This window comes from Scytonema sp. HK-05 (assembly GCF_963872035.1).
Taxonomy (GTDB): Bacteria; Cyanobacteriota; Cyanobacteriia; order Cyanobacteriales; family Nostocaceae; genus Kalymmatonema.
This window is the reverse complement of record NZ_CAWMYC010000134.1, coordinates 33,742-59,593: the sequence shown is the minus strand read 5'-3', so window position 1 is coordinate 59,593 and position 25,852 is coordinate 33,742. Positions and strand designations below refer to the sequence as shown.

Genomic DNA, 25,852 nt, shown 5'->3' with positions numbered 1-25,852 from the left:
GGCTTATCCCCATAAATGGAATTTAGGGGCTTGCGCCCTCCGATTTGCGGTCAAAAAAACAAAATGGTCAAGAGGGGTCAAACCCCCTGACCATTGATTAACCAAGTTTTACAACACACAACCACACACAATTTAGTGGGGTCTTTTACCATGTTAAACAATCTTGCGGTTTTGGTCTAGATTTTTACTGCCACTACCAGCTATTGACATTTTTCTTATTGATAGTTATTTGCATATAGCAATCCTAAATGATTGGTGAAAAACAAGATCCCCGACAACTCTTACGAAGTCGGGGATCTGAAGGGTAGTCAATTTTCATAAATGTGCGGAGGATTGCTATAACAGAGAATTGAGAGGACTAAGTCTGAAATGAGGCATTATTATTAGATGTGTCTATCGGTGTAAATTCTCATGCAACAGCTATTTCCTGGAGAAGTGTTCGCCAACACTGCTGATTTTGACACTGGTATTCGCCAGCTGTTGCCGCGATATGATGAAATACTTTTAGTCATCACGCGCTGTCTACCTTTTACAAGTCGTCGCATCTTGGAACTAGGCTGCGGTACAGGTGAACTCAGTCTAAGGATACTCAACCGTTGCCCAGATGCCCAAGTCGTTGCCATAGACTACTCACCCCGAATGCTGCAATTTGCCCAAGCTAAAATCACAGCAGCTGGATATCAACAAAGGTGGACTGGTCTAGAAGTGGACTTTGGCGAGTGGGCAAATCATCCAGAGAAAATAGGCATTCGTCAGGAATTTGATGCCTGTGTGTCATCCTTGGCAATTCATCATCTTCAGGATGAAATGAAATTAAAATTATTTCAGCGAATTCGTGAAAGTCTTTGTGAGGGCGGTTGTTTTTGGAATGCAGACCCCATTCTGCCGGAGTCACCCATTTTAGCAGAAGTTTACAAGGCAGTACGAGAGGAATGGGCAGCCCAACAGGGAACAACCCTCACAGAGATTCGTGCTAAAACTGGCACTACCAGTACTTACGGGCACTCTAGTCAAGACCAGCTTGCTACATTAGATGCTCATTTGCAGATGCTGACAAAAGCTGGTTTTGAGACGGTAGCAGTTCCTTGGAAGTACTACGGTTTGGCGGTGTTTGGTGGTTGGGTGTAGACAGACATGGAAATGCGGAACACTTGCTTTAATGATTCCCCGCATTACCGCGTCCCCGTGTCCCTCGTCAGTGTTAACCCGTCAATTTTAACTTGGCGAACTACTATGCATTTGTTTATTCAACAAAGCCCACGGTATTTAAAGTTATTTATTTAACTTCTTAATCCACTTTTTTACATCTCCAAACTCGCTGTATTTAGGTGACACTTCCTTGAGCATTTTGACTGCTTCTGCTTTCTGACCAGATGAAGCCAATACTTCTATGGCATACTTATGCTTCAGTCTACTCAAACGCTGCTCACCTTGCTCGTCTAGCCGAACTCCTTGTTTGTTTTTCAGTGTTTGAAGTTCATTTAAGGAGTCTCTGAGAACAGAACCATCCTTCGTTTTTTGAAATTCAATGATAGTCGCCTCAGCTTGAGAGATCAGGTTAGGTGGAGTTGATTCAACAGGTTGATTATCAACCTGTGCTTGAGCAACAACAGTCGTGGAATGATTCTTTGTAAAGAAGCCAGTTCCTAACAAGGTAACCACTGCAACACACGCAACTGCTATGCTGAGAGCCACAGGGCTGAAAAACCGATTTTTTTGGGGTTTTAAGGTAGAAGATTGATCAGCTTGCTGAGAATTCTGATGGCTTTTCCTTGGTTGCTCTGCGGCTGCACTTTTTAGTCTGGGTTGTTCCGCAACTTGTTCTATGCGCCGTGGTTGTTTTTCCTCTTTTCCTACTACATGATTGCGCCGATTGCCATTGTGCCCACCTGAAGCTGTGAATGGTTCTTTTGGGAACTGTTTCATCCGCTGGTATGTGTCGTGCACGGCTTGAGGAACCTTGTTTTGGTAATAGAGGTTGTGAAACCACTCAGCAATATCCTTGGCAGTAAGATAGCAGAAATTAGGCAACCCCGACTGTTTGACTAGAGCCTGCATAGTCGCATCATAGGTGACAAGTATGACCGCAGAATTTGGATTCTCAGCCGCCAATCTGTAAGCACAAGCCAGAATCTGTCTATCTTTCGGATTGTCTAGGGGAATTTTACGATTATCTTCCGTGGGTTGGGTTTTGTAGTGACCTCCTTTACTTTGAAACTCAAGAAATGCCCTAGCTCTGGCTTGGTCTTTCGAGTTTTTGTAATCCTGAGCAAACTTACTTATTTCTGCATAGGTGGCTCCTGGGATGTAGCATTCTCCCAGCTGCTCGTTATTACGCCAAACTTGAACTCGATTTGACTCATCGGCGCTCAACAGAGCAATCGTATCAAAAACTAATAAATGCTTGTATTTCGATTTTTGATTCCCAAAGGACAGGTTACTCATTAGAAATTCTCCAGTAGAATAGGCTTGTGAGAAAGCATTTTTTAAGTGATACAAATTTAAGATTTAAGAGTTATTGATGATATTTAGCGGCAATTACCTGAAATGTCATTTTTTAGGGTTTGAATACGGTGTTGCAGTTGACGCCACTGTTCCCTTTCTAGGCGAGTGATACGTTCTAAGTCGCATCCTTGTTTCAGCAAAGCCCCAGCACGAGCAAAGTTACGGTCTTGTACTTCTAATTCAGCAAGATCCACACAGGCTCTCAGATTTATCTTCTGCTTCAGAGAGTTTTCAAAACACTTGCGGGCTTCTGTTCGGTTCTTCAGAGCATCTCGCCAAAAGCAGCCAAACTCGTACCAAAAGTGACCTGCTTGCTGCTTGTCCAATGCAATCGCCTGTTGAAAGCTATAGATAGCTTCATTGTTGAATTTCTTACCTTTTTCTTGATAACACTCAGCCATATACAAGTGAGCAAGAGCGTGGTTGGGATTATCAGCTAGGACATACCCGAGATACTTAATTGCTTCGTTCGGTTTGGAAGGCTGGCGTATGATTAAGAGACGGGCATAATTTAAATGGGCATATTGAATGGTTTGATTAATTTGCTGGATATCTGATGCCTGCTTTTTAAGCCGCAATTTTGCTGCATTCAAGACTTGTAGATAAATTTGTTCTGCTTTGTCTAAGTCATTTTTATAATCTCTAAATACATTAGCAGCATTAATAAATAATACCCAATAATATATAGGTAAATTGAATGTTTTTTGGATAACAAAATCTGCTAATAGGTCGCAGTGTTTATCGTTTAAATACTCCCTAAATGAGCCAAACATACTAAATAAAATGTTTTGATGTTCTAGGGTTTTTGGGTTATAATCTAGAGTAATATTAATAAATTTTTGCAGTAAAGCAATCAACTCAGTCCTCAGCTTGGCATCTTCACGAAGAGCAGATTGAAATGCTTGCTGATGCTTTTGCAGCCAAGTGGTGGTTTCGGCGATCGCCGAACGCTTTTGTTCGACTGTCCCACACTTCTCAATCAGAATTAGGTATCTGGTGCGAACGCTCTTATCCTCTGGATGCTTTTGCAGCCAAACGGTAGTTTCGGCGATCACCGAACGCTGCTGTTCTGCTGTCCCATACTGCTTAATCAGTCCCAGGTATTTGCCGCGAATGATTGTATCGTCTGGTTGCTTTTGCAGCAGTGCTTCATATATCTTTATCCAAATAGACCACTCAGGAGACTGATCCTTTGGTTTGAGAGCTTGAATTTGGGTTGGATAGTCCTGCAAAACTTTACGAACCAAACTATCTTCACCATTGATAGCCAAGTTTCTCAACCCATAAGATGCCCAGCGCTGGTGGGTTTCTTTAGTTGCGTCTAAAACCTGAATTGCTGCTGTCAAATATTTTTCTAAGGAGTTGGGGGGATAACCCTGCATTGCTTTTTGGGGATTCAGTTTGTCACTCGTCCCCAACCGCTCAAACCTACCCTGAATAACCAAGTCCTTTAATTCTTTGTTGAGAGCATCATCAACGACCTTCTGAACCGCTTTTTTAGAATATTCTGGTAAACAGAGCGGCAGAATTTCAGCAGGTGTGGCGATATTATACTGGCAGAAGCTGCAAATAACCCCAAAAACTTGATAAACTGGATATTCCTGACTTCTGGGCAAGGCTTTGATAACATCGGCAATATTTTTTTCCTTGGGTAACACCTCAGGTGCTGGTGTTTGAGGACTTTTCTGCGTGCTAGGACTTACAGGGGATGTAACCACTGGGGGACGTTCCAGTTGGGAAGAGCGAGTCCTCATGTTCCCCGGTTCGCTTGAAGCGGGCGAATTTTGTTTATTGTTTGTCTGTGTTTGAGCAGGGTTGTTTTCTAAACTCCTTCCGACAACCGTACTCCTCTGCTCAAGAATACCGGGAGTATTTGTTGCACGACATAGCTGTTGCCAAGTTGGGGGTACTTGAGTTGGCAACTGGTAAATCACCGGCAACCAAGTGGCATTGGGAGCTTCAAATTCTAAGCCTTCCAGTCTCTCCCTTGCTTTTCGCACAGCTAGGTAGAGAGACTTGCCACCTGAAAATTCTGTGAGAAAGTACTTTAAAAATGCTTGGGCTACTTTATCGGGCACAGGCTCCCGCATGACAATAATTTGGGGAATATGTAATTCAGCCAAGTTCCGAGCCAAGCCCAACCCATCACAGGAGTTGAAAATAGCTAGCTGCAAACCTCGTTCCAAGGCTGTTTTCAGGGCACGCTTTAACTGGCTAATTTGTAATTGGTCAGTTTTGTTGATATTGATATAACCCCTTTCGGCATTGTCGTCACTGGAACTATGCCCAGCAAAAAACAGAATGTCCCAGCCCTGTTCATCCCACAGACAATCATGTAATTTTTTAGGTTGTGGTTCTGCCAGAAGTACGGTTTCTGCATCGGGTAACAACTGTTTTAGTAACTGTTCGTCTCTGTTGACATCAATTCCGTCACTATCGCCTAAAACAGCTAAAATTCTGACTTTATTTCTTTTAGTTGTTGATAGAAGTGGTGGCTGATAGTACTCTGGCGTACTCAAAGCAACTTCAGCTTTAGTGTACAAGTATAGAAAAGTATCAAAAAATAAATGCCAAGGCAACCGTCGCAAATTGCTATCTTCGGTTTGAATCAGCAAGCGAATTTCATCAGATTTATTGAGATCTCCATACAATGTCTCTCTAATTTTGGCAAACTGCGGGTAGTCGAACCAAACCTTCATGCTATTTTCCAATGCTTTACCAGAAATCTCGCATTGTTGAGGATTTCTACTAGTTCTTCCTTGTTGGATAGGCTTAGCTCGACGACGTATATCTAGCTCGCGATAAGCGCTCCGCCAATTTTCGTGGTGTTTGGCGACTTCTAGAGATTCAGGTAATGTCCCTATGACACGCGCTAAACGGATACCGTTATCGTTGTCAATCTCAAGAGTGACAGCAAAATCCTGCTGAAATTCTGCTTTTCTCAGTTCTAGAACAACTTTCTTTGCCACTATTGCCTCCTGTCAACCTGAATTCAGTCAAACTTCAAAATCTTGAGTGAAGCTGGCATCACCTAAAGCAACTTGGATAGTGAAACTTTCTCCAGGTTCAAATTCCGGAATCACCGCTTCAATTAACTCTCTGTCGCTGCCAGCTTGGTCTTCGTATACTTCTGATAGAGTGATTAAGATGAGTTTCAGATCCTCTGGCAAATAAATTTCATCGCTGGTAGGCTCCAATTGCACCCGGATGCTGATTTTCTCTTCCTCTTCTGGTCTGCTTTCGATGGTCAGCAGCACAGTCTGACCATCCAGCGTAATTTCTTGGCTGTGTATATCTTGCCATCTGTCAGCGCTGGTTGACCTGAAAGCCAACCTTGCTTCTAGCGTAGTATCTAACAAGGTGTCCACAGCATCTCCAATAGAGCCAAGAACCTGCTGCAACTGTCTCAGGTTGACGCGCCTTGTAGGTTCTGATTGAGAAGTGGTTGCTGACGCTAGTTTATGCACCAGTGTGAGATACTGTTCGCGTACATACTGATCCTGCGGATGCGATCGCAGCCATATAGTGGTTTGGGCAACCGCCCACTGCTGCTGTTCTCTTGTCCCCACCTTCCCAACCAGTGCCAGGTATTGTTCGCGTACATACCTATCCTCTGGATGGGATTCTAGCCAAATTGCGGTTTCGGCGATCGCCTCCTGGTGCTGTTGTCGCGTCCCCACTTTCCCAACCAGTACCAGGTACTGTTCGCGCACGTATACATCCTGTGGATGAGATTTCAGCCAGTCATTAGTTTGGGCAAGTGCTTCCTGCTGCTGTTGGCTTGTCCCGACTTTGCCTATTAATATCAGGTATTTTTCCCGAACCGTTGCCGTCTCTAAATGGGATGCTAGCCATGAGGCGGTTTGTCTAATAGCTTCTTGCTGTTGTTCTAAAGTGCCTTGGGAGTCAACTAGAGTGAGGTACTGAGTCCGAACCGCCATAGCATCCGGATGGTTTTGCACCCAACTGGCTACCCTTTCAATAGCTTCCTGTTGCTGTTGTGGAGTCAAGGGAGTGTAGCTGACGTTTTCCTGACTTGCCATCTGTGGGAGTTCGTTATTTGTTTCGTTCAATAAATCTTCTTCTTCACCCCTGGTTTGGAGCCAATTATCATCCCCACCTTCAACATTTACATAGTCAGTACCAAGAGATAGTTTGTCCCGCTGCAATCTTTGAGCCACTTGGAGAGCTTGCATGGCTTTTTCTATAATATTTTTGCTTGAGTTTGTACTTCCGTTATTCATAACTTTTTTAAAAAGAGTAATAAATATTTATTAATTTATAAAAATTTAATTTTATTTTATAGATACTTGTTTATATTCTCCTGTCTTGATACCATCAGTACCCGACAGTATATTAGCTACTAGCGAATTAATGTAGCTCGCTACGCGGGGATTATAACTAGCAAACAGTCCTCGTTTGATTTCCCAATAAACAAGCGTCTCTTGCCAACATTGCAACTTATTGTGAGTATGTTTATCAGAACTTTGAGTAAGTTGAACGCACAGAGGATTCGCTTTGCTCGCAACTATCATTAAGTCCGTTGCCATTGCTTTATCAGCAACCATTTTATTTAAAACATCAGCACCTTGATACTTGCTGTCTTTACCTTCTTCCCGACCTTTAATAATATTGCTACTAATTTGTCTAATTACATTGGCATCATTTTGTTGGCACATTCCGCGAATAAAATATTCTTTCCATTTTTCAAACTTTTTGTCGTGCTTATGAAACCAATTACGAAACATATACAAATACCAATATCTATAGATAGGCTGTAACAAGCCTGCAAGAATTTGCTGATCTTCTGGAGAAGCCTGACGATAACAAAGCCAAAACTCAGCATCTGCCAGTATCTCTTCTAGACCTTTGATTAAATACTTTCTGCTTGCCAAATCTCCGGCTTTCATTTTTATTATTGGTTGCTGAATTGCTCGTAACCTACTTGCTAAATTAGGTTCTACCCTAGACGCTATATCAATTAGTTCCTTGAGTTTCTGCCTAAGCTGTTTGGCTTTTAAAAGTTGTTCTTCCATAAGTAATTCACAATTGAGAAGGAAAACAAGAGATAATTGTAGCTAAAATTATAAGTATATTACTGTTGTTTAGAAAGGACTTGTATAAATAAGTCTTTAAGTACCTATCAATTTATAGTACAATATTGTAACTGAGTGATGTAAAACTATACTGATACCACTAGTGTCACTTTGTGGCAATAAACACATTTTCGCCTAAATTGGTCAATGTTAGAGCGATCACGCTCTAGCTGATATTCAAAGTGAGAGTGCTCGAAACTATTAGATATACAAGGGCTGGACATTACTTTCCGGAAAGTTTACCTATTTTGTCCCTGCTTTTTCTACTTTCTCCTTTTTCCTGCTGCTTCAGATTGCCCTCACCTCACTGAGAATGGCTATGGTTGTCTGTTTCTTGTTGCAATTAATGCACGTTTTATAAATATCTGTAGAATCTACAGTTATACATTTACCAATAGGAGTGATTTATGTCATATAATATACTGTAACAAATCACGTTTGCAAAGATTTTGACTGCATATAATCAATAAAAATCAGTATTTTTACTGCTTTATCCGGATATATGCTCAAGCTTTTGCATAGTAGTTGTGTGCTTCTACTCAAAAGCAGTCACCCCAGAGCCAACCTGCTGAATGAGCAATAGGTGCATGGTTCGTAAAACACAATTTATAAGCTTAACCAACTTAAATCAAGGATTAGTAGCATGACAACCTTGAGAAATCATCTAAAGACTTCCCGACTTTTAGTTGATACAAGTAGTCTCATGCATTCCGATGCAGAAAAGGTGTTTTTAGGAGAGGTAAAACAGGCTCTCATAGAGTCTGGAAGCCAACTGCTTGTGCTTCAGGTTGTCATAGATGAGTTAAAGCGGCTTGGCTCCAATCAAGATATAGAAAGAAGAAAATTAGCTGAAAAAGGATATGAAATTTTATTAAAGCTTCACAGTAGTAAGCTTGTTGAATTGCGAGGGGGAGAGCCAAATAAATTTGTTGACAATATGTTTCAGCAAGTCTTTATGCACCATCGCGTAAATGCTCCACTCTCATTGATTACCCAAGATGTTTCCTTAATGGTAGATATTCTAGAGCTACAAACAAGTAACTCTGTTCAAGGTATAAAGCCCATTGCAGTTTGGGAAATTCAAAATGGTAGTCTTGTAGAAGTTGATGCTCAAGATGTTAAGGCTCGTCTTCAAAGACAGATAAAGCGAAAACAAATAGATGCGGTATGCAATATAAATCCAGATCCAACACCACTTAATGCGCGAGTGGAAGTATCTGTAGGTTCTCAACTAAATCATAGTCGAGGATATTGTGTTTTAGAAAGAGAGATTGGCTCTGGTGGTGAAGGTAAGGTTTTTGCCACATCAATTAGCGGCACAGTTGCCAAAATTTATAAGCCTGAAAAACTCACAAAAGGACTATATACTAAACTTCAGTGCATGTTAGCTAGGGGACTTGATGTGTCAGGTGATGGAAGAGGTATTTGCTGGCCTCTAGATATACTGACCGATGAAGATGGAGTCTTTCGTGGCTATTTGATGCGCGAAGCCTTGGGAACAGATTTAGGTTCGTGTGTATTTATTAGACCTGAATTAGAAAAACACTTCCCTTACTGGAAAAGACGAAATTTGGTAACTCTTTGTATTAACTTACTGAAGAAAATCAAAATCCTTCACGATAATGACATTATTATTGGTGATATTAATCCTTACAATATCCGCGTTGAAGATGAAAATAACATATTTTTTGTAGACACTGATAGTTATCAAATCGGTAACTATCCATGTCCGGTGGGATTTACTTACACCACACCGCCAGAACTACAGAATGTGGATTTTGCAAAAGTATTTCGTACTTATGAACACGAAGCATTTGCGATCGCCACCATGCTGTTCATGATTCTCCATGCAGGAAAACAGCCTTACGCCCAACTTGGAGGAGGAACAATTATTGAAAATATTCGCAATATGCGATTTCCTTATCCATTAGGAGAAAGGGCTGAAAGAACAGCTCCAGAGGGACCGTGGAAGTACATTTGGAGTAATTTAACTTACAAGGTGAAAGAAGCTTTCTATGAAACATTCCATGAATCTTGTCAAGGGCAAAAGCGAAGAAATGTAGATATTTGGATATCTCTTCTCAAAGCGTATGCAAATGACCTTGATAAGAATTACGTTTTAAACGAACTTTTCCCTGATTCGTATAAACAAATCAGTCCACATGCAGAAGAAAGCAGAAGAAAAATTCGGTTGAGAAGAAGAACTAGAACTCAAGGAAATAATAACCATGCAGAGCAAATACAAAATATTAGACCAGGATTTGATTCATAATCCCACTCCGCGTGTAGCAGTTTGCCTTTGTCTTGATATCAGCCCTTCAATGGGAATTTATACCTCATCGGGTATACCTATTGATGAACTCAATCAGGGAGTTGCCACTTTTTACAATGCCATCCAGAATGATGCACGGGCGAGATATGCTGTAGAAGTAGCAATTGTTGCCTTCTCAAGTAATGCCAGCGTTGTACGTGATTTTGGCTCCATTCTGGATGCAGTTCCTCCTCGTCTTCAAAGTTGCAATACTGGAGGAACAAGCATCGGAACGGCAATGGCAACTTGTTTAAAACTTTTAGAAGACCGCAAGCAGCAATATAAAGACACAGGTGTTGATTATTATCAGCCTTGGCTAGTTTTAATTACTGACGGTACTCCGACTGACGACACGCATATTTCTGCTGCTTTGGATGTTGCTGAGCAAGTTAGAAAGAAACAATTAACCGTCATTCCTATTAGTGTTGGAGTCGGCGTAGATAGTCAAGTTCTTGCTAGCTTTTCTCCCAAAATAGCCCCCTTAAAACTTAAAGGCTTAGAATTTGACAAGTTTTTTCAATGGTTGAGTGCAAGTGTTTGTCAAGTCTCTATGAGTAGACTTGATGAGGATTTTCAACAAGATATGGAAGCAGCAAAAAGCTGGTATGACCCACTATGATAATGATAAAAGCTATGGAGTCAGCATTTGAAGCCATAAACTGGAAAGCTGCCCATGCTTCGGTTGCAGGGAGCAAGCATAATAAGGCTGGTGTTCCCTGCCAAGATGCATCTGCAATTCAAATTAATCAGGCAAAAGATGCTCTTGCAGCTTGTGTATGTGATGGTGCAGGTAGCGCCCGCCTTTCTCATTTGGGCGCTCAAGCTGTGGCTAATGCAGTAACTCAACTTCTCTGTGAGAAAGCTAACGAGTTCATCAGTAAAACCCTTACTGAAGAAGATATTGTGAATACTGCTCGTGCAGTAATTGATCAACAAGTAAAAACTCATGGAGGTAAAGCCAAAGACTATGCATGTACAATCGTGGCTTTGCTTGTTACTAACGAGAAAGTCGTCACAGTTCATTTAGGAGATGGAGTGATTGCTATGGTGGAGGATGGCTCACCAAGAGTGCTATCTCCTCCAGATAATGGTGAGTTTGCAAACGAGACTTTTTTCGTAACCTCCTCTTCTGCTCTACACAGAATGCGAGTGAATGTTCTTCCAATCACCTCACTCGTCAAGTCTTTTGTATTAATGTCTGATGGTGCGCAAGCCTCTCTATATGATAAGAAAAATAATATTGTTTCTTCTGTCGTCGAGCAGATGGCAAGCTGGCTTGATGATGCGCCTGCTGAAGAAGTCAATCTTGGTATGCAATCGGCAATTCAAAATTCTCTCATACCTAGGACTGATGATGACTGCACGGTCGCTGTCATTCGTCGCGGCATATTTATTCAACCATACTCATGTCCTATTTGTAGAGCATCAGAATCTCTACGTGGCTTTGGTGGTAAAACCAAGTTTAAAATTCGCTGTGAGTCCTGCGGACACATCCAACTATTTAAGGCAGAAACACGTCGAGCATATCCTATACACGTCCGAAATTGGGTAAGGTATCTAGCCTGTAACAAGAATAAAGATCCAAAACAGATTCGTAAAATAACAAGTATTTCAGTAGATACTGTTCGCAGGTGGATAAGAGAAGGTTAGGTTATAAAAAATCTTCATATTCTAGTTATCCTGATTTTGGGAAACATATCTGTTCGTAAGTAATGAGCAATCAAACAAGAACTTGAGTCAAGCTTATAATGTTTAAAACGTGCTCGTTTGAGCTACTACCCTATGTCAGACAAAGGAAGAGGTAGAAGCCAGCCCTTGTATAAACACGGTACTACTTTTCATTTTTTAAAATTTATTAAGATACATAATCAAATTTCTAGTAACAAAACACTAATAAATCACACCATTACCTCTCAAGAGGAACTATGATGTAAAGCCGTTGGGTCTATGAAGGAGAAGCGACTCATTAACGCAACGGTTTGCTGATTGTACTTGCGACATCAAGGTGCTAGGAGTACTCTGAAAGTACCCTTACAGGGTACTGCTTGTCTTAACAGACAAATCTGAAAATAGAAGGTAGAAAATACCGGGTGTTTGTCGTTTGCAGTCATTCTCTGCTTTTTGTTATGAAGAGTAAGAGCGACTGTTTTTCATCACTTATCTGAAAAAGGAGAACATCTTTAAGATGGCTCGAAAAAAGAAAAAATCTGTTGGGTTTGAATGTGACCATCAAATTTACTCCAGATGCCCTATCTGTTGTATTCTGCCACCCCATATACTCGAACATGTCGCAGTGAATGGTAACGAAGAGCAGCGTGAGTGGGCGTTTCGCACATTAAATGTCTCAGCACAATTTCGCGGACGGCGGAATATCATAGGTGCCGTCAATTTTGCGGTTTCCCCTGGTCAGAAGCGCCGTACCATTTTTGATGGTAAAAATAGTGAAGAACTCCCTGGCGTACTTGTGCGTGGAGAAGGCGATCCCCCCAGCAAAGATGAGGCGGTGAACGAAGCCTATGATGGGGCTGGCGCAACTTATGACTTGTTTAAAGAGGTTTTTGAGCGCAATTCTATTGATGACAAGGGACTGCGTTTAGACTCTACCGTGCATCACAGTGTGAAATATGACAACGCCTTTTGGAATGGCGACCAGATGGTTTATGGTGATGGCGATGGAGATCTGTTTCAACGCTTTACCAAGTCAATAGATGTGATTGGGCATGAGTTAACTCATGGGGTTACTCAGTATGAAGCCGGTCTCATCTATTTTGGAGAATCTGGGGCACTTAATGAGTCATTCTCTGATGTTTTCGGCTCTCTAGTTAAACAGCGAGTCAAAAAACAAACTGCGGATCAGGCAGACTGGATCATTGGAGAAGGTCTATTTACACCTAAGGTCAAAGGCGTGGGTGTTCGCTCAATGAAAGCGCCAGGAACAGCATACGATGACCCAGCGTTGGGTAAAGACCCGCAGCCAGCCCATATGAAAAACATCTACAAGGGTACTCAAGATAACGGTGGTGTCCATATCAACTCAGGTATCCCCAATCAAGCCTTTTACCTAGCGGCGGTAGAGATTGGCGGCTTTGCTTGGGAAAAAGCTGGAAAAATATGGTACATAACTTTACGCGATCGCCTGCGCTCTAAAGCCAATTTCAAACAAGCTGCCAATACAACTATCCAAGTGGCTGGAGAACTGTACGGTCAAGGAAGTAAAGAACAAAAAGCAGTGCAGAACGCTTGGCAAAAGGTAGGAGTTCTTTAAAATTATGAATGATGGATGAATTATGAAACTTTTAACGTCTCATAATTCATCATTGAGTGTTGTTGGTTCTTGCTAAACTGGGAGATATTATATTATCCTCCCAGTTTTTACTATTTCTTGCAAAAAATGGCAAGACGGAGAGCAAGAAAATGCGGATATCATTTGAACGCACGGGTGGTTTTGCTGGGATAAGCAGCAGAAAAACTGTCGATACAGCAGACATTCCGGCAAATGAAGCCGACCAACTCCCCCAATTGGTACAAGCCTCAGATTTTTTCAATTTACCCGAAAAAATCACAGCTTCTACGGCTCAGGCTGACCGTTTTCAGTACAGGTTAACGGTAGAAGACGAGGGGAGAAAACACACAGTCACCGTGAGTGAGGCTGCTCTACCAGGAACCTTAAGACCCCTGATAGAATGGCTCCAAAAAAGATAGAAGAAAAAAGAATGAATTTAGAAAAAATGCTTAATTCTTTCATCTGGATAAGGACGAAAGAATTAAGCATGAAAAAAGAAAAAATTCTTTTGTCTTTCGGCTTCTTTCTTGTTTAGTTTTACAACAGTTGCCAAGCCTGTTCTTTATATCCATATTGAAAGATTTCTGGATGCAGAATTTCCGCCAAAATTTCTAGGGATTCTACGAGTCGTGGTCCTGGACGATTGAAGTAGAAATTCCCATCTGTAATGTAAACTCTGCCACTTTGGACGGCGTGCAATTGTTGCCATTCTGGACGTTGGCTGAACAACTGGGCTTCTTGACGGGTACGATTTAAATCAAACCCGCAGGGCATAAAAATGATCGCATCTGGATTGCTAGAAATGAGTGTTTCCCATTTTAAAGGAGTAGAAGGTTGACCTGTGATGCTTAGGAGTGGCTGTCCTCCTGCTAAGGTCACTAGTTCAGGAATCCAATTAGCAGCAACCATCAAAGGATCAGTCCACTCGATGCAAGCAACGGTGGGGAGATGCTCTGTTTGAGAAAGACCTTGTGTTTTTTGGTCTACTATTTTCACCCGCGCTTCTAAGTTTTCTATGACCTGTAGCGAGTCTACCCCAAACACGTTACCCACTCGCCGAATATCCTCCCAAACATCGTTGAGAATATTTGGCTGTAGGGAAATAATCTGAGGTGAACTATTGGTGAGAGTGCCAACTGCTTGTTCAACATCTTTTAAGCTAACAGCACAAACATCACATTGGTCTTGGGTAACGATGTGAGTGGGCTGTAACTTTTCTAAAACATCTGTTTTGATTTGATAAATGCTTAGGGCAGATTGCAACAAATTATTGACTTTGTCATGAATTTCGCCACTAGGAGCAGCGCTATTTATCCGGGCTTGAGTGCAAACAGGACGGTCTTTGATTTCTGGGGGATAATCACATTCGTGCGATCGCCCGACAATTGCATCAGTCAACCCGAGTGCTGCTACAATTTCTGTTCCACTTGGAATTAGCGAGACAATTCTTAAACTGCCATCTGTCATCTCAACCTCCATAACAGCTGCCATTGCCTTAATTTTCGCAAAATTCCACAAGATAGCAATCTTTCTCTAGGTCAGTGGATCGAGTCAGAGAAGTCGGCAAAGATGGGGTGGTGGAAGGAGTCATATGATACCATGCCACAGCCAGAACTCTTCATATTACGTTTTTTTAAATATTTATAATAAGGGTTGAGTGCTGCTTGCTAATATCTTGGCATATCTCTGCAAAACTACTTTTCTACATAGATATGGACTGTTTGACTGCTTAAATATTACTCCGCATCAAGTCTTTGCTTTTCTGCCCAAGCTTCGATCTGTTTCCTAACCCATCCCCCATACGACTCGGATGGGGCTTTGATTTTGTTCACTTCTTCAACAACCCACGGTTTAAGGACGACAGTAACAACCGTGTTGTTTTCATTATACTTTGCGGAGAGTTCTAAATGATAAGTCATTAGACGCACTTGATATCATCTACCAATGAAAAATATTTCTCTTAGGTATCAGTCAAAGGAATTTGGCGTCGCTACACCTAGTGACCAATTGCCAACATGAGTTTTTCTCAGAGTTTTTCACACTCGCCGTCTTCTAGGGGGGTTGCTATGCTATCATGGCAAATGAGAAGAAATTCGGTGATAGTGTTTGTTTTTAGTATTGACAGGCTTTTTCCTTTTAGTCTTGACAAGCTTGTCTCCGAAATCTAAATCTCCACACAGTTATGATTTTGGAGACAATATATGTCACTTTATGTAGGTAATCTCTCTTACGAAGTTACACAAGATGATCTGACTGCTGTTTTTGCAGAATATGGTTCTGTAAAGCGAGTTCAGTTACCTACTGACCGCGAAACAGGTCGGCTACGTGGTTTTGGTTTTGTGGAAATGGGTACAGATGCTGAAGAATCAGCAGCTATTGAAGCTCTTGATGGTGCTGAGTGGATGGGCCGTGACTTGAAAGTCAATAAGGCAAGACCCAGGGAAGAAAAAGGTTCATTTAATCGCGGTAATGGCGGCGGAAACCGAGGAAATTACAGCGGACGTAGCCGCTACTAAGCTTCATAACTCGAATTTTAGCTTTGAAATCCAATAGGCAAAAGCTAAAAGACCAAAATACTTTATGGATTTTGCCCCCGACTTCTCTCGGGGGCTTTTTGTTGCTTTTTGAGAAAAACTAGCACAGATGGGCTAACGGATGAAGTATCATTTACTGCCCTCACCCCCGTCCCTCTTGCTGTAAGTGCAGAGGGGCAGGGGAGGAGTTAAATTAATAACCACCTTCTTCTTCGTACTCTGGCTGTCTTTCTTTGACTTTCTTGGGAATATTCACTGGCTTTGGTGGCTCATCATCCCAAGCATCACGGTCTAAATCGTCGTCTAAATCGTCGTATTGATCAGCGTATGACTTGTTATTGTAAGAACCTGAGTCATACTTTGGTTGTGCTTGATACCTGTCTTTACCTGTTGCCTCGCTCCAGTTATCTTCTTCTTCCTCTTCGTATTGAATCGGCTCATACTGTCGCGCCTTCATAACCTGGCGCTGGGGACGTTCTTCTTCGTAGTAGTCTTCATCCCATTCTTCCTGCGCTACAGGTTCGGGTGTACGAATGATTTTCGGCTTAGGCTGCTCTAATGGCACTCCACTTGGCAGTTGCTTGTCTGGTGTGACTGTACGAGGAGTGTAGGTGGAGTATTCTTCTTCGACATCGCGCTCCCACGGTGCTCTGCCGATACCCAAGCGTTCTAGCACACCAACAGTCAATTGGGTGACTCGCTCTTCAGCCCCCTCAAAGACAATCAATCTATTAGGACCTGTGCTGACAATTTCATCTACTGAAAACTCGTAGGTACTCAAGAATTGGTCGGGAATTTGCGCTATTCCCAAAGAGGCGATGACAATTGAGTAAAGCTTGCCTGTTTCGCCATTAAACTTGAAGCCCCGCACCCTGCCTAAAACTTCACCAGTCTCTGTAATAACCTCCCAGTTCATCAGGTTGCTGTAGAGTTCAACCTCAATATCGTCAATCACATCCTCGTTATCCACGAGGATGACATCACCGATTTGGTTGATGCTGTTGAGGTACATATAACGTGGCACTCCAGAAATAGAGATCAGGCTGTCTCGCAAGCCAAGAGCCACAACCTCTCGCTGATCTACATCAACCCAAACTTGGCTCACGATTCCTAATCGCTTGCCGTTGTCGCGAGTGATTACCTGGGTGTTTAAAATATCGGAACGTCTAATACTTTGTTCAGAGGTCATTCTATACCGAGTCCTGATCTCGAATCCGGTTTATCTATACACTATTATTAACAAAAACTCAAGCAGAAGTATGGTTGGATTGTAACTTAATACCCAAAACTTGGGTATAAGCTCCCCTTGCTTGAGTAACGCCAATTGTGCGTTCGGCTGATTCTATCATCGGGCGACGCAAACTGACAACGATAAATTGTGCTTGTTGCGCCTGTTGCTTAATCATTTTAGCTAATCGTTCTACGTTTGCCCCATCTAAAAACATATCTACTTCATCAAATGCATAAAATGGCGACGGACGGTAGCGTTGCAAAGCAAAAATAAAGCTCAAAGCAGTCAGAGATTTTTCTCCTCCTGACATAGAAGCCAGTCGCTGCACAGGCTTGCCTTTGGGGTGTGCTACCAAGTTCAATCCGCTGTTGAACGGATCTTCTGGATTGTCGAGTTGCAAGTAGCCGTCGCCTTCGGAAAGGGTGGCAAAAATTGATTGAAAGTTTTCATTTACGGCATCAAAGGCTTCTTTAAATGCGCGTTGACGCAAAGTTGTAAAATTTTCAATCCTTAACAGTAATTCCGTTCGTTCTGCTTCTAAAGTCTGCAATTTTTGGCTAAGTTCTTCAAGACGTTTTTGTGTGCGTTCATATTGTTCCAAGGCAAGCATATTCACAGGTTCCATTGCTTGCAGGCGTTTGGCAAGAGAGCGCAATTCTTTTTGCAATTCTTCTAAATTGACTTTATCTGGCACTTCTGGCAAAGGATTGGGTAATTCTGCTGCCGTAGTTTGCATTTGAGTTTGCAATGCAGTGAGTTCCTCCGCTCTTGTTTGTTGGGTTTCTTGCAGTTTTTGCAGTTCCCATTCCAAGTGTTGTTGACGCATTGTGTGCGATCGCAATTCCTGTTCTGTGGCGTCGCGTTGTTGTTTCTCTTCCCCCAGATTTTGTTCCATTTGACTCAAAGCAGCGCGAGTCTCAGCAATTTGACTGCTGAGTGTTGAGTGCTGAGTACTCAGTGCTGTGAGTTGACTTTGCTGATTTCTCTGCTCCTCGTGGTATGCTTCGATACGCTGTTCACCTTCTTGAATTTTTTCTTGCAACCGCTGCTGCTGATTTTCCAAATTTTTTAATCTTTGCTCTCCTTCCCTTAACGCTGAATCGCGTTGTTGCAATTGTTGCTCTTGAATTTTTATTGTTGCCTGGATTTGTTGCCATTCTTGGGGAGTTTGCGATTGTTCTAACTCCGTTAAAGCGTGTCGCAATTGTTGTAATTGCTGCTCTTGACCTGGTAATTCCCGATCCAAAACTTCTAGGCGGACTTGGACGGTGGCTAGTCTTTCACGATTTTGGGAAAGCTGCGATCGCGTTGTTTCCAATTGCGCCGTCAAACTCTTAATTTCTTTGTGCAACTGTTCCAATTGCAGTTGTTGTTCTCGCCGCGCCTGTCGTGCTTCTGTCAGTTCTTGCGTGAGTCGTTTTGTCCTGGTAGATAAAGTACTTATTGCCTCGCTACAACGTTCTAAAATCCTCTCAATATCCGCCAAGCGACTTTTCAAAGAAGAAACTTCCTCAGATTCCGCAGCTTCCACCCCCGCAAACCGCAACGACGAACGTTGGTTTGTGCTACCACCAGTCATCGCACCACTGGTTTCCAACAATTCCCCGTCTAAGGTGACGATGCGATACAGTCCCAAATGCTGACGCGCTTGATTTATGGTTTCAAAGACGACTGTGTTACCAAACACGTAGGTAAACACATCCTTATAGCGGCGATCGCACTCAATCAAGTTCACAGCATAGTTGACAAAGCCGTTGGCATAACGCAACGTAAAATCTTGGGTAAATTTGGAAGCATGAATTTTATTCAGCGGTAAGAAAGTCGCTCTACCTGCACGTTTTTGTTTGAGTAGTTCAATTCCTGCGGCTGCGATGCTGTCATCTTCCACAACTATATGCCCCAGACGCGCCCCTGCGGCTATTTCCAAAGCTAATTGATGACGGGGTTCCACGCGTCCCAACTGCACAACCAACCCACAGACACCAGGCATACCTGATTGTAAGATGACTTTGCTTGCTTGGGTTCCTTGAACTTCCTGCTGGGCTGCTTGTTGCGCCTCTAGTTTATCCAATTGGCGTTGTTTCTCTCGTTGCTCTTGCAACAGCCGCTTTTGGGTTTCTTGCTGGATTTGCAGTTCTTGTTCTGTGGCGGATACTGTTTCGGCTAAAGATTCGACTTGTTGTAGAGACGTTGTATCCGAAAGTTCTACATTAGCAATTTGAGATTGTTTTTCAGCAATTTCCGGTTCTATTGTTTGAACTAGTTCGGTTTGCTCCTGAATTTGCTGCTGGAGTTGGTTATTACGTTCTCTCAGTTGTGCTTGCTCTGTGCGCTGAGGTTCAACCGTTTGCAGCACAGCTTCAATTTGGCGGTTCAGGGCTGTTTGTTGCTGTACCCACGCTTCCGAAGCAGAAGCAATTTGGGCTGCGGCTTCACGCGAGATGTCTAATGCTTGTCGTGCTTCATCTCGTTCTGTTTGTAGAGACGCGCCATGGCGCGTCTCTACAATTTGTTGTTGTGCGAGTTGTTCTATAGTTTGCTGATGCTGTTTAATTTCCTCTTGAGTTTGTTGCAGGCGCTTAGCGGTTTCTTGGGAAGCTGTTTCTAGTTCCTTTTGTTGACGCTGAAGTTGTTTGCGTTCGGCTTCTTGAGTCGCAAGGGTAGATTGTACCGCCAAAAGTTCTTCTTCTCCCAATGCTTTCACATGGGCGTTGAGTTGCTCTAGTTCAACGGTTTTTTGGGCGATTTGTGTGTTAAGGGTTGTGAGTTGATTTGTGATTTCAGCCGAGGTGCGATCGCCTGCTTGAATGCTTGCAACTAACTTTTCTTGTTGTGCTTGTAGGGAACGCCATGATAAAACCGCTTCCCAAGATTGTTTTTCTTGAAATTCCGTGCGGAGTCTTTGGTATTTTTCCGCTTTGGCGCGATCTTGAGACAGGCGATCGCGCTGTGCAATTAACTCTGTCTCTACAATCCGACAGCTGTCTTCCTTATCCTTAACTTCATCTAAAGTTTCTTTTGCTTGGTTAATTTTACGGTCAAATGCTGCCACCCCTGCCAATTCATCAATAATTTCCCGTCTTTCTCGCACATTCATCGAGATAATGCTGGTGACATCACCCTGTAGTACGACATTGTACCCTTCAGGATAAATACGTAGCTCTTCTAGTTCTTGGTGTAATTCTGTCAGAGTGCAGGAGATACCGTTAATGTAGTAATTCGATGTATAGGTTCCTTGTGGAGTGACTCGCAACCTTCTGGTGACACTCCACTCGCTACCTGGTGTCGCGCGGATTTTTTCTTGACGATTTTTTTCATCCTCGCTTTCTTCCTTTGGCGCTTCCTCTACTTCCCCAACTTCCTCATCTTCAACAACGGATACAACAGGCAAGGTTTCCAGTTCATCCTCTGGTTGATGATCTGACAAATCAAACGTCACCGTGACGCTGGCTTCGACGGCGGAACGAGATTTGCTGGTTTGGGTGGTGTTGACTAAATCGGGTAGGCGATCGGCACGCATGCCCTTAGAACTCGCAAGCCCCAGGCAAAACAGCAGCGAGTCAAGGATGTTTGATTTACCGGAACCGTTGGGACCAGAAATGACAGTAAACCCGGACAGCAGGGGGACAGAAGTCGTACCGCCGAAGGATTTAAAGTTGGTGAGTTCCACGCGCTTTACATAGACCATAGGCGCTGGTTAACTGGGCTAATGAAGTTCAAGTGTATCAATAAAGCTTTCAAAAGGTGAGGGGGTCTGGATTATTAAACCGCAGAGGACGCAGAGGGCGCAGAGGAGGAGGGGAGTTTAGCAGGAAATTTTTTGGCACAGTATAGTTTATAGCAAGGCTACCAATTGTCAATATGCAAGCATTTGACCCCCGTCTGATATGGCTATTTGTTATCGGTCTACTGACTGTGATAGTCAATAATTGTCTGAGTTTTATTCTCAATCAATTATCTGACATATACAAATGGAAAGATGTTATTCCGAATCATGTCATCTGGCTGCTGGCATTGATATTGTCTGTGCTGTTTGCTTATCTTACTTGGTGGGCTGTTAAACTCCAGAATAATCTCAGCAGTGGAACAACACCAGGCAAAACAATTTCTCCTCAAATGCTGCAAGATTGGCGGCGCAAGTTGTTGAGGGTTGTGAAAGGCGATGTTGATGAACGCCTAGAAAAATCATTGCACAATCAAGTGCTGATTCGTCTGGATATGGATGAATGGGGGAAACAGTCACTGGTTCCGCAGCCAGAAAATACAAATAAGCAGGAAGCCAATTTTCTGGCAGCTACTGCTGAATTATGGAAACCGATTCTATTTTGGAGAAGAAGTGGACAAAATACCCCTCTACCTCCACAAACAAAGATTATTGATGTTTTTCATCAAGAAGGGAAATTACTGATTTTGGGTTCTCCAGGTTCAGGGAAAACTACGTTACTGCTGCAATTAGCGCAGGATTTAATCGCCAACGCTGAAGCGGAGGATAATAAACCTATCCCAGTTATATTTGAATTAACTAACTGGAAAAATAATCAACAAATTCCTAATTGGCTGATAGAGCAACTCAAATTTCAGTACAACATTCCAGAAGATATTGCTAAAGAGTGGCTCAAGACCAATCAACTCTTACCTTTACTGGATGGTTTAGATGAACTCAAAGAAAATCAAATAAATTGTATTCACGCCATCAATGATTATATTAACCAAGACACTCAACCTTTCCATTTAGTTGTTTGCTGTCGCTCTCAAGAATATGACGAAGGCAATACCGTGTTACGGCTAAATGCGGTGGGTGTGCAAGCGCTTAATCAAACTCAAATTCAAGCATACTTTGCTCGTGCCAATCGCTTAGATTTATGGAATGGTATCAACAAAGATAATGATTTATTAAAATTGGCAGAGACGCCGCTGATTTTAAAGATTATGGTGCAGGCATATCAACAAGCTCCTGCTAGCAAATTGCAGAATTTTAGTTCGCCTGAAGCCCGTCGTCAGGCTTATCTTGACGATTTGTTTGATGCTTATATTAAGCATAAGCTAGAAGAACCCAAGGAAAGCAAGTGGTACGAACGAGGAAAAGAGCCAACACCAGAAGAGACTAAGCGTTGGCTGGCTTGGTTAGCAAAAAAGCTAAAAGACAAAAAGCAGACAGAATTTTTGATTGAAAAGATGCAGCCTACTTGGTTAGAAAAATCTTATCAAAAATGGTTGTATAGAGTTGCAGTAGGGCTGATTTTAGGGCTAATTGTTGGGCTGATTTTAGGGCTGATTTATGGGCTGATTTATGGGCTAATTGTTGGGCTAATTTTAGGGCTGATTGTAGGGCTATCCAAGAAAATAGAACTTACTGAATCGTTCAATTTATCCTGGCAACAAATAAGAGATAATTGGAAAAAAATAATAAATTGGCTGATTTATGGGCTGATTTTAGGGCTAATTGTTGGGCTGATTGTTGGGCTGATTGTTGGGCTGATTGTTGGGCTGATTTTAGGGCTAATTGTTGGGCTGATTGTTGGACTGATTTTAGGGCTGATTGTTGGGCTGATTGTTGGGCTGATTGTTGGGCTACAAACTGACATTAAAAATAGAATAATTCCCAATCAAGGTATTTGGAAGTCACTAAAATATGGACTAATTCTTACTCTGATTACCAATCCTTTTGGAGTATTAATTTATTATGTGCGATATCATTTGCTGGCAGTGGAAAGAACAGTAGAGCCAGTCACTGCAATAACTTTTGGACTTGGTTTAGGATTAATTTTCGGCTTTAGTTTTGGCGGTATTCCTGCCATCCAACATTGCATTCTGCGCTTCATTCTTTGGCAAAGTGGCTCTAGTCCTCGCAGCTATAAACATTTTCTTGGCTATGCAGTTGAAGGCGGATTTATCCTGCAAATTGGTGGGCGCTATCGCTTCATCCACGACTTGCTACGAGAGCATTTTGCGAAGATGGGATAATAGTTATTAGCCAAAGGCTCAACACTTTCTAGCATCAGAAGGACTCACAAAATCATGTAAATTTGCATCCCATACACTGATATAAATTAAATCACAGTCCTGACGCACAATCTGACCCTTCAACGAACCTATACTAAAACGAAAACTATTTAACTGACGCTGTTGTACCTGTTGCAGTCCCTGGTTAATTTCTTGTGTTGCTTTATTGCCTAACATTCCTTCTAAAGTTGTCAGCATAACTTGAAAGTCTACAGATTGAGCAAAAGCGACTTCGGTTTGGCGAATGACTCCAGAATCAGCATCGAATAAATAACCAAGCTCAATTTGATTTGGCACTAATACATAGGTGACAGCACGAGTATTGCGCCAAAAACCTCTTGAATCTCGAACTGGTTTACCAAAAACTTCTTCTACACTGCTTCTTGATGTACCCGTAGGAAATCCTGGAACGCGAGCTATGTTACTACTAGTACCGAGTGAGTTTTTACGTGGTGCTGTACGTGTTTTGGGTGTGAAAACCGGAGAATTTTGATTGTCTTTTTCTGGTGGTACCGATGTGACAGGAACTACGGGAGCAGGTGAGGTAGGTTGCGAAGCTACAGGTGTATTGCGTTTTTTTGAAGTGGAAGCCGGGGATTGTGGTGAAAGTGTTGGATTTGTGGTGTGATCTGACGCAGGTGCGGATGCTGGCGATGTCGCAATCGGGACTTCAGATGCGGGCTTGCGGGTTATAAAGGCGATCGCCAGCACACTCATCAATCCACCCACAACCAGACTGCTGACGATCCAAGTCGGCTTTTGCCAGTTTTTCCTAGTGGAATACACAAGTGTCAGTAGAGTATTTTGTGAAGAAGACAATACCTGGGTTTGCTGGAGTGATGCATTAGTAGGAGATTGGGCTACTGTAGGTTTTGCAACGGTTGGTGTAGGGGAATCAGCAGTTTGCGGGGGTTTGTTTCCGTTGTAGCCATTGTTATGGAACTGCTGTAAAGCAGTGCGTTGGGGGAGCAACCTTCTTTGTAGCGCTTTTTGTAACCACAATGGTCGAGCAATAGCAGACTGCAAAGCACGTAACATTTTACTAGCAGTGGTGTAGCGATCGCTTGCTTGCGGCTTAATTGCTCGATTCAGCACCTTCGCCAAACTTGCAGATACCCCAGAAGCATAATCTTGCCAAACTATTTCCCCTGTTTCAGGGTTGGTTCGGAACTCCTGCGGACGTTTACCAGTCAACAAATAAATTGCTGTCAAGCCTAGGCTGTAAATATCAGTCGCGTAAACTGGGCGTCCAATAGCTTGCTCGCTAGGCATATACCCTGGTGTACCCACTACAAGTGATTGAGTAAGGTTTCCTGGAGACACTACTGAATGAATCATTGCCTTGACTGCACCGAAATCAATCAACACGGGCTTACTATTGGAGGAGCGGAGAATGATGTTATCAGGCTTGATGTCCCGGTGAATAATACCTTTGCTGTGAATATAATCCAATACTGACAGCAGACTCAATAAAATTTCCCTGACTACAGTTTCCCTGACTGGCCCTTTCGCTTTGACAACATTTGACAGGGTTGATCCTTCAATCCATTCCTGAATCAGGTAAAATTGCCCGTTTTCAGTAAAGTAGGCAAACAGTTTAGGAATTTGGTCACTACCTTCGCCCAGATACTCTAAGGTTGCTGCTTCGCGTTCAAACCGCCGTTGAATCTTTCCGTAAATTTGAGCATCATGGGTGATTGGTTTCAGTTGCTTAATAACACAGCGACGGCGAGAAGGTACGTAGGTATCTTCTGCCAAAAAGGTTTCGCTAAAGCCACCACCGCCCAGCACCTCGATAACTTGATAGCGATTGTTTAGCAGCGTTGTCATGCTCCGTTAAAAGCGCTCGCCCCCTTAGCGTCAATTGTAAGATGCGTCAATTTCCCCAAAAATGCTGAAACATACATTAAGCAAAAGCTTTTCAGCCTTTATTGACTCTCCACACGGTTCGGCTTAATGCCGTAATGGGTTGCAAAATTTGCTTTTTTCTGAAATTTGCTTTCCAGCATTTCTGTATAATTTTTAAGCTTATAGATTTTCAGTTAAACTACATTCAATCTAAAGCTGCAACTTAAAAGTTTTTAAACTCTAACTTTTGATAGGTTTTTTTAATCATCAAACATTTGATGTCTTAAGTTACCTGTTTGACTCCAGCCTGCTATTTGCCTTATGTATGTAAGTTTTGATTAATAATACTTTTGCTGATTACAATTTTATTTATAATACTTAGTTATAGGAGAATAACTAATGCAAACAAATCTAAATGCAACCAATCTAAGGTTGAAAGATGTTCAACGGCTTTTAAAATTTGAAGAGCATTTGAATAACTCATTTACATCCTTGTTATTATTAAATAATATTACAGAATATGAGCAGCAAGAATTAGAGGACATTCGCAATGTTTTTCGCGAATATTACTCAGAAGGAAAAATCTCCGAAGGGCAAATAAAATTTCTCATCCTTGCGCCGTTAATGAAGGTAGCAGGGTTTTATCAGTCTAGCATTAAGATAACTTTGGAAGAAAATATTGCTGATATCTCCGTCGAAGATGAAGACACAATCATTAAAGGACGGATGGATATTTTAGCTGTTAACAAAACGCAAGGAAGAACAGTAACTACACCGTTTTGGATACTAGTGATTGAATCTAAAAATAGTAGTTTGAATGCCTCCGAAGGGTTGCCGCAATTACTCACTTATGCATATACAAGTTTAGAGCAGCAAACCTCAGTTTGGGGACTGACGACAAACGGGATGGATTATCAGTTTGTTTATCTTCAGCAAGGAAATCCCTCAATATATCAATTATTGCCAAAACTAGATATCACTCGCCCGGAATCGTCAAGTGAATTGCTACAAGTTCTTAAAGCAATCCGCCAAGAGTAGTTT

At 42.3% G+C, this 25,852-nt stretch carries 18 protein-coding genes; 9 read left to right on the top strand and 9 right to left on the bottom strand.

Annotated elements, in window-relative coordinates:
* Positions 1–411: 411 nt before the first annotated feature.
* On the top strand, positions 412–1,128 hold the full coding sequence (locus AACT52_RS30100; protein ID WP_073634475.1) for a class I SAM-dependent methyltransferase: 717 nt from the start codon (positions 412–414) through the stop codon (positions 1,126–1,128).
* Positions 1,129–1,272: 144 nt separating this feature from the next.
* Here AACT52_RS30100 and AACT52_RS30095 read toward each other — a convergent pair whose 3' ends face one another.
* The 4 genes from AACT52_RS30095 to AACT52_RS30080 all read right to left on the bottom strand — a co-directional run bounded on the left by AACT52_RS30095 (position 1,273) and on the right by AACT52_RS30080 (position 7,541).
* Entirely contained in the window at positions 1,273–2,445 is a 1,173-nt protein-coding gene (locus tag AACT52_RS30095; protein WP_073634474.1) for a PIN domain-containing protein, read from the bottom strand.
* 83 nt (positions 2,446–2,528) lie between these two features.
* A complete protein-coding gene (locus AACT52_RS30090; RefSeq protein WP_073634473.1) occupies positions 2,529–5,474 on the bottom strand; it encodes a CHAT domain-containing tetratricopeptide repeat protein in 2,946 nt (981 codons plus the stop codon).
* 27 nt (positions 5,475–5,501) lie between these two features.
* Positions 5,502–6,701, bottom strand: coding sequence for a DUF1822 family protein (locus AACT52_RS30085; protein WP_073634472.1), 1,200 nt, complete (start codon positions 6,699–6,701; stop codon positions 5,502–5,504).
* Positions 6,702–6,800: 99 nt separating this feature from the next.
* Positions 6,801–7,541, bottom strand: a complete 741-nt coding sequence (locus tag AACT52_RS30080) for a hypothetical protein (RefSeq protein WP_073634471.1) — start codon at positions 7,539–7,541, stop codon at positions 6,801–6,803.
* A 703-nt stretch (positions 7,542–8,244) separates the two neighbouring features.
* Here AACT52_RS30080 and AACT52_RS30075 point away from each other — a divergent pair.
* The 5 genes from AACT52_RS30075 to AACT52_RS30055 all read left to right on the top strand — a co-directional run bounded on the left by AACT52_RS30075 (position 8,245) and on the right by AACT52_RS30055 (position 13,614).
* Complete coding sequence (locus AACT52_RS30075) at positions 8,245–9,873, top strand: hypothetical protein (protein ID WP_143172917.1); 1,629 nt, start codon at positions 8,245–8,247, stop codon at positions 9,871–9,873.
* On the top strand, positions 9,830–10,531 hold the full coding sequence (locus tag AACT52_RS30070; RefSeq protein ID WP_073634469.1) for a vWA domain-containing protein: 702 nt from the start codon (positions 9,830–9,832) through the stop codon (positions 10,529–10,531). Before AACT52_RS30075 ends, AACT52_RS30070 begins: the two co-directional genes overlap by 44 nt.
* Positions 10,532–10,545: 14 nt before the next feature.
* Entirely contained in the window at positions 10,546–11,562 is a 1,017-nt protein-coding gene (locus AACT52_RS30065) for a PP2C family serine/threonine-protein phosphatase (RefSeq protein WP_158054816.1), read from the top strand.
* A gap of 535 nt (positions 11,563–12,097) precedes the next feature.
* Positions 12,098–13,177 carry a M4 family metallopeptidase gene (locus tag AACT52_RS30060; protein WP_073634467.1) on the top strand — a complete coding sequence of 360 codons (1,080 nt, stop codon included), beginning with the start codon at positions 12,098–12,100 and terminating at the stop codon, positions 13,175–13,177.
* A gap of 149 nt (positions 13,178–13,326) precedes the next feature.
* Positions 13,327–13,614, top strand: coding sequence for a protealysin inhibitor emfourin (locus AACT52_RS30055; RefSeq protein ID WP_073634479.1), 288 nt, complete (start codon positions 13,327–13,329; stop codon positions 13,612–13,614).
* A gap of 118 nt (positions 13,615–13,732) precedes the next feature.
* Here AACT52_RS30055 and AACT52_RS30050 read toward each other — a convergent pair whose 3' ends face one another.
* Positions 13,733–14,662 (bottom strand): cobalamin-binding protein, encoded by a 930-nt coding sequence (locus AACT52_RS30050; protein WP_073634478.1) that lies wholly within the window; start codon positions 14,660–14,662, stop codon positions 13,733–13,735.
* Positions 14,663–14,931: 269 nt separating this feature from the next.
* Complete coding sequence (locus tag AACT52_RS41570; protein WP_073634466.1) at positions 14,932–15,114, bottom strand: hypothetical protein; 183 nt, start codon at positions 15,112–15,114, stop codon at positions 14,932–14,934.
* A gap of 282 nt (positions 15,115–15,396) precedes the next feature.
* Between AACT52_RS41570 and AACT52_RS30045 the strand changes: the two genes are divergently transcribed.
* Positions 15,397–15,711 (top strand): RNA recognition motif domain-containing protein, encoded by a 315-nt coding sequence (locus AACT52_RS30045; RefSeq protein WP_073634465.1) that lies wholly within the window; start codon positions 15,397–15,399, stop codon positions 15,709–15,711.
* 211 nt (positions 15,712–15,922) lie between these two features.
* Here AACT52_RS30045 and AACT52_RS30040 read toward each other — a convergent pair whose 3' ends face one another.
* Complete coding sequence (locus tag AACT52_RS30040; RefSeq protein WP_073634464.1) at positions 15,923–16,918, bottom strand: PRC-barrel domain-containing protein; 996 nt, start codon at positions 16,916–16,918, stop codon at positions 15,923–15,925.
* A gap of 58 nt (positions 16,919–16,976) precedes the next feature.
* Positions 16,977–20,648, bottom strand: a complete 3,672-nt coding sequence (smc, locus tag AACT52_RS30035) for a chromosome segregation protein SMC (protein WP_073634463.1) — start codon at positions 20,646–20,648, stop codon at positions 16,977–16,979.
* A 173-nt stretch (positions 20,649–20,821) separates the two neighbouring features.
* Here smc and AACT52_RS30030 point away from each other — a divergent pair, with 173 nt between their 5' ends.
* Positions 20,822–22,924 carry an NACHT domain-containing protein gene (locus AACT52_RS30030; RefSeq protein ID WP_073634462.1) on the top strand — a complete coding sequence of 701 codons (2,103 nt, stop codon included), beginning with the start codon at positions 20,822–20,824 and terminating at the stop codon, positions 22,922–22,924.
* A gap of 18 nt (positions 22,925–22,942) precedes the next feature.
* On the opposite strand, the gene AACT52_RS30025 is transcribed toward AACT52_RS30030, so the two are convergent.
* On the bottom strand, positions 22,943–24,793 hold the full coding sequence (locus tag AACT52_RS30025; protein ID WP_073634461.1) for a serine/threonine-protein kinase: 1,851 nt from the start codon (positions 24,791–24,793) through the stop codon (positions 22,943–22,945).
* Positions 24,794–25,210: 417 nt separating this feature from the next.
* On the opposite strand from AACT52_RS30025, the gene AACT52_RS30020 reads away from it, so the two are divergent.
* Positions 25,211–25,849: a restriction endonuclease subunit R gene (locus AACT52_RS30020; RefSeq protein WP_073634460.1), complete on the top strand. Its 639-nt coding sequence runs from the start codon at positions 25,211–25,213 to the stop codon at positions 25,847–25,849.
* The last annotated feature ends 3 nt before the right edge of the window (positions 25,850–25,852 follow it).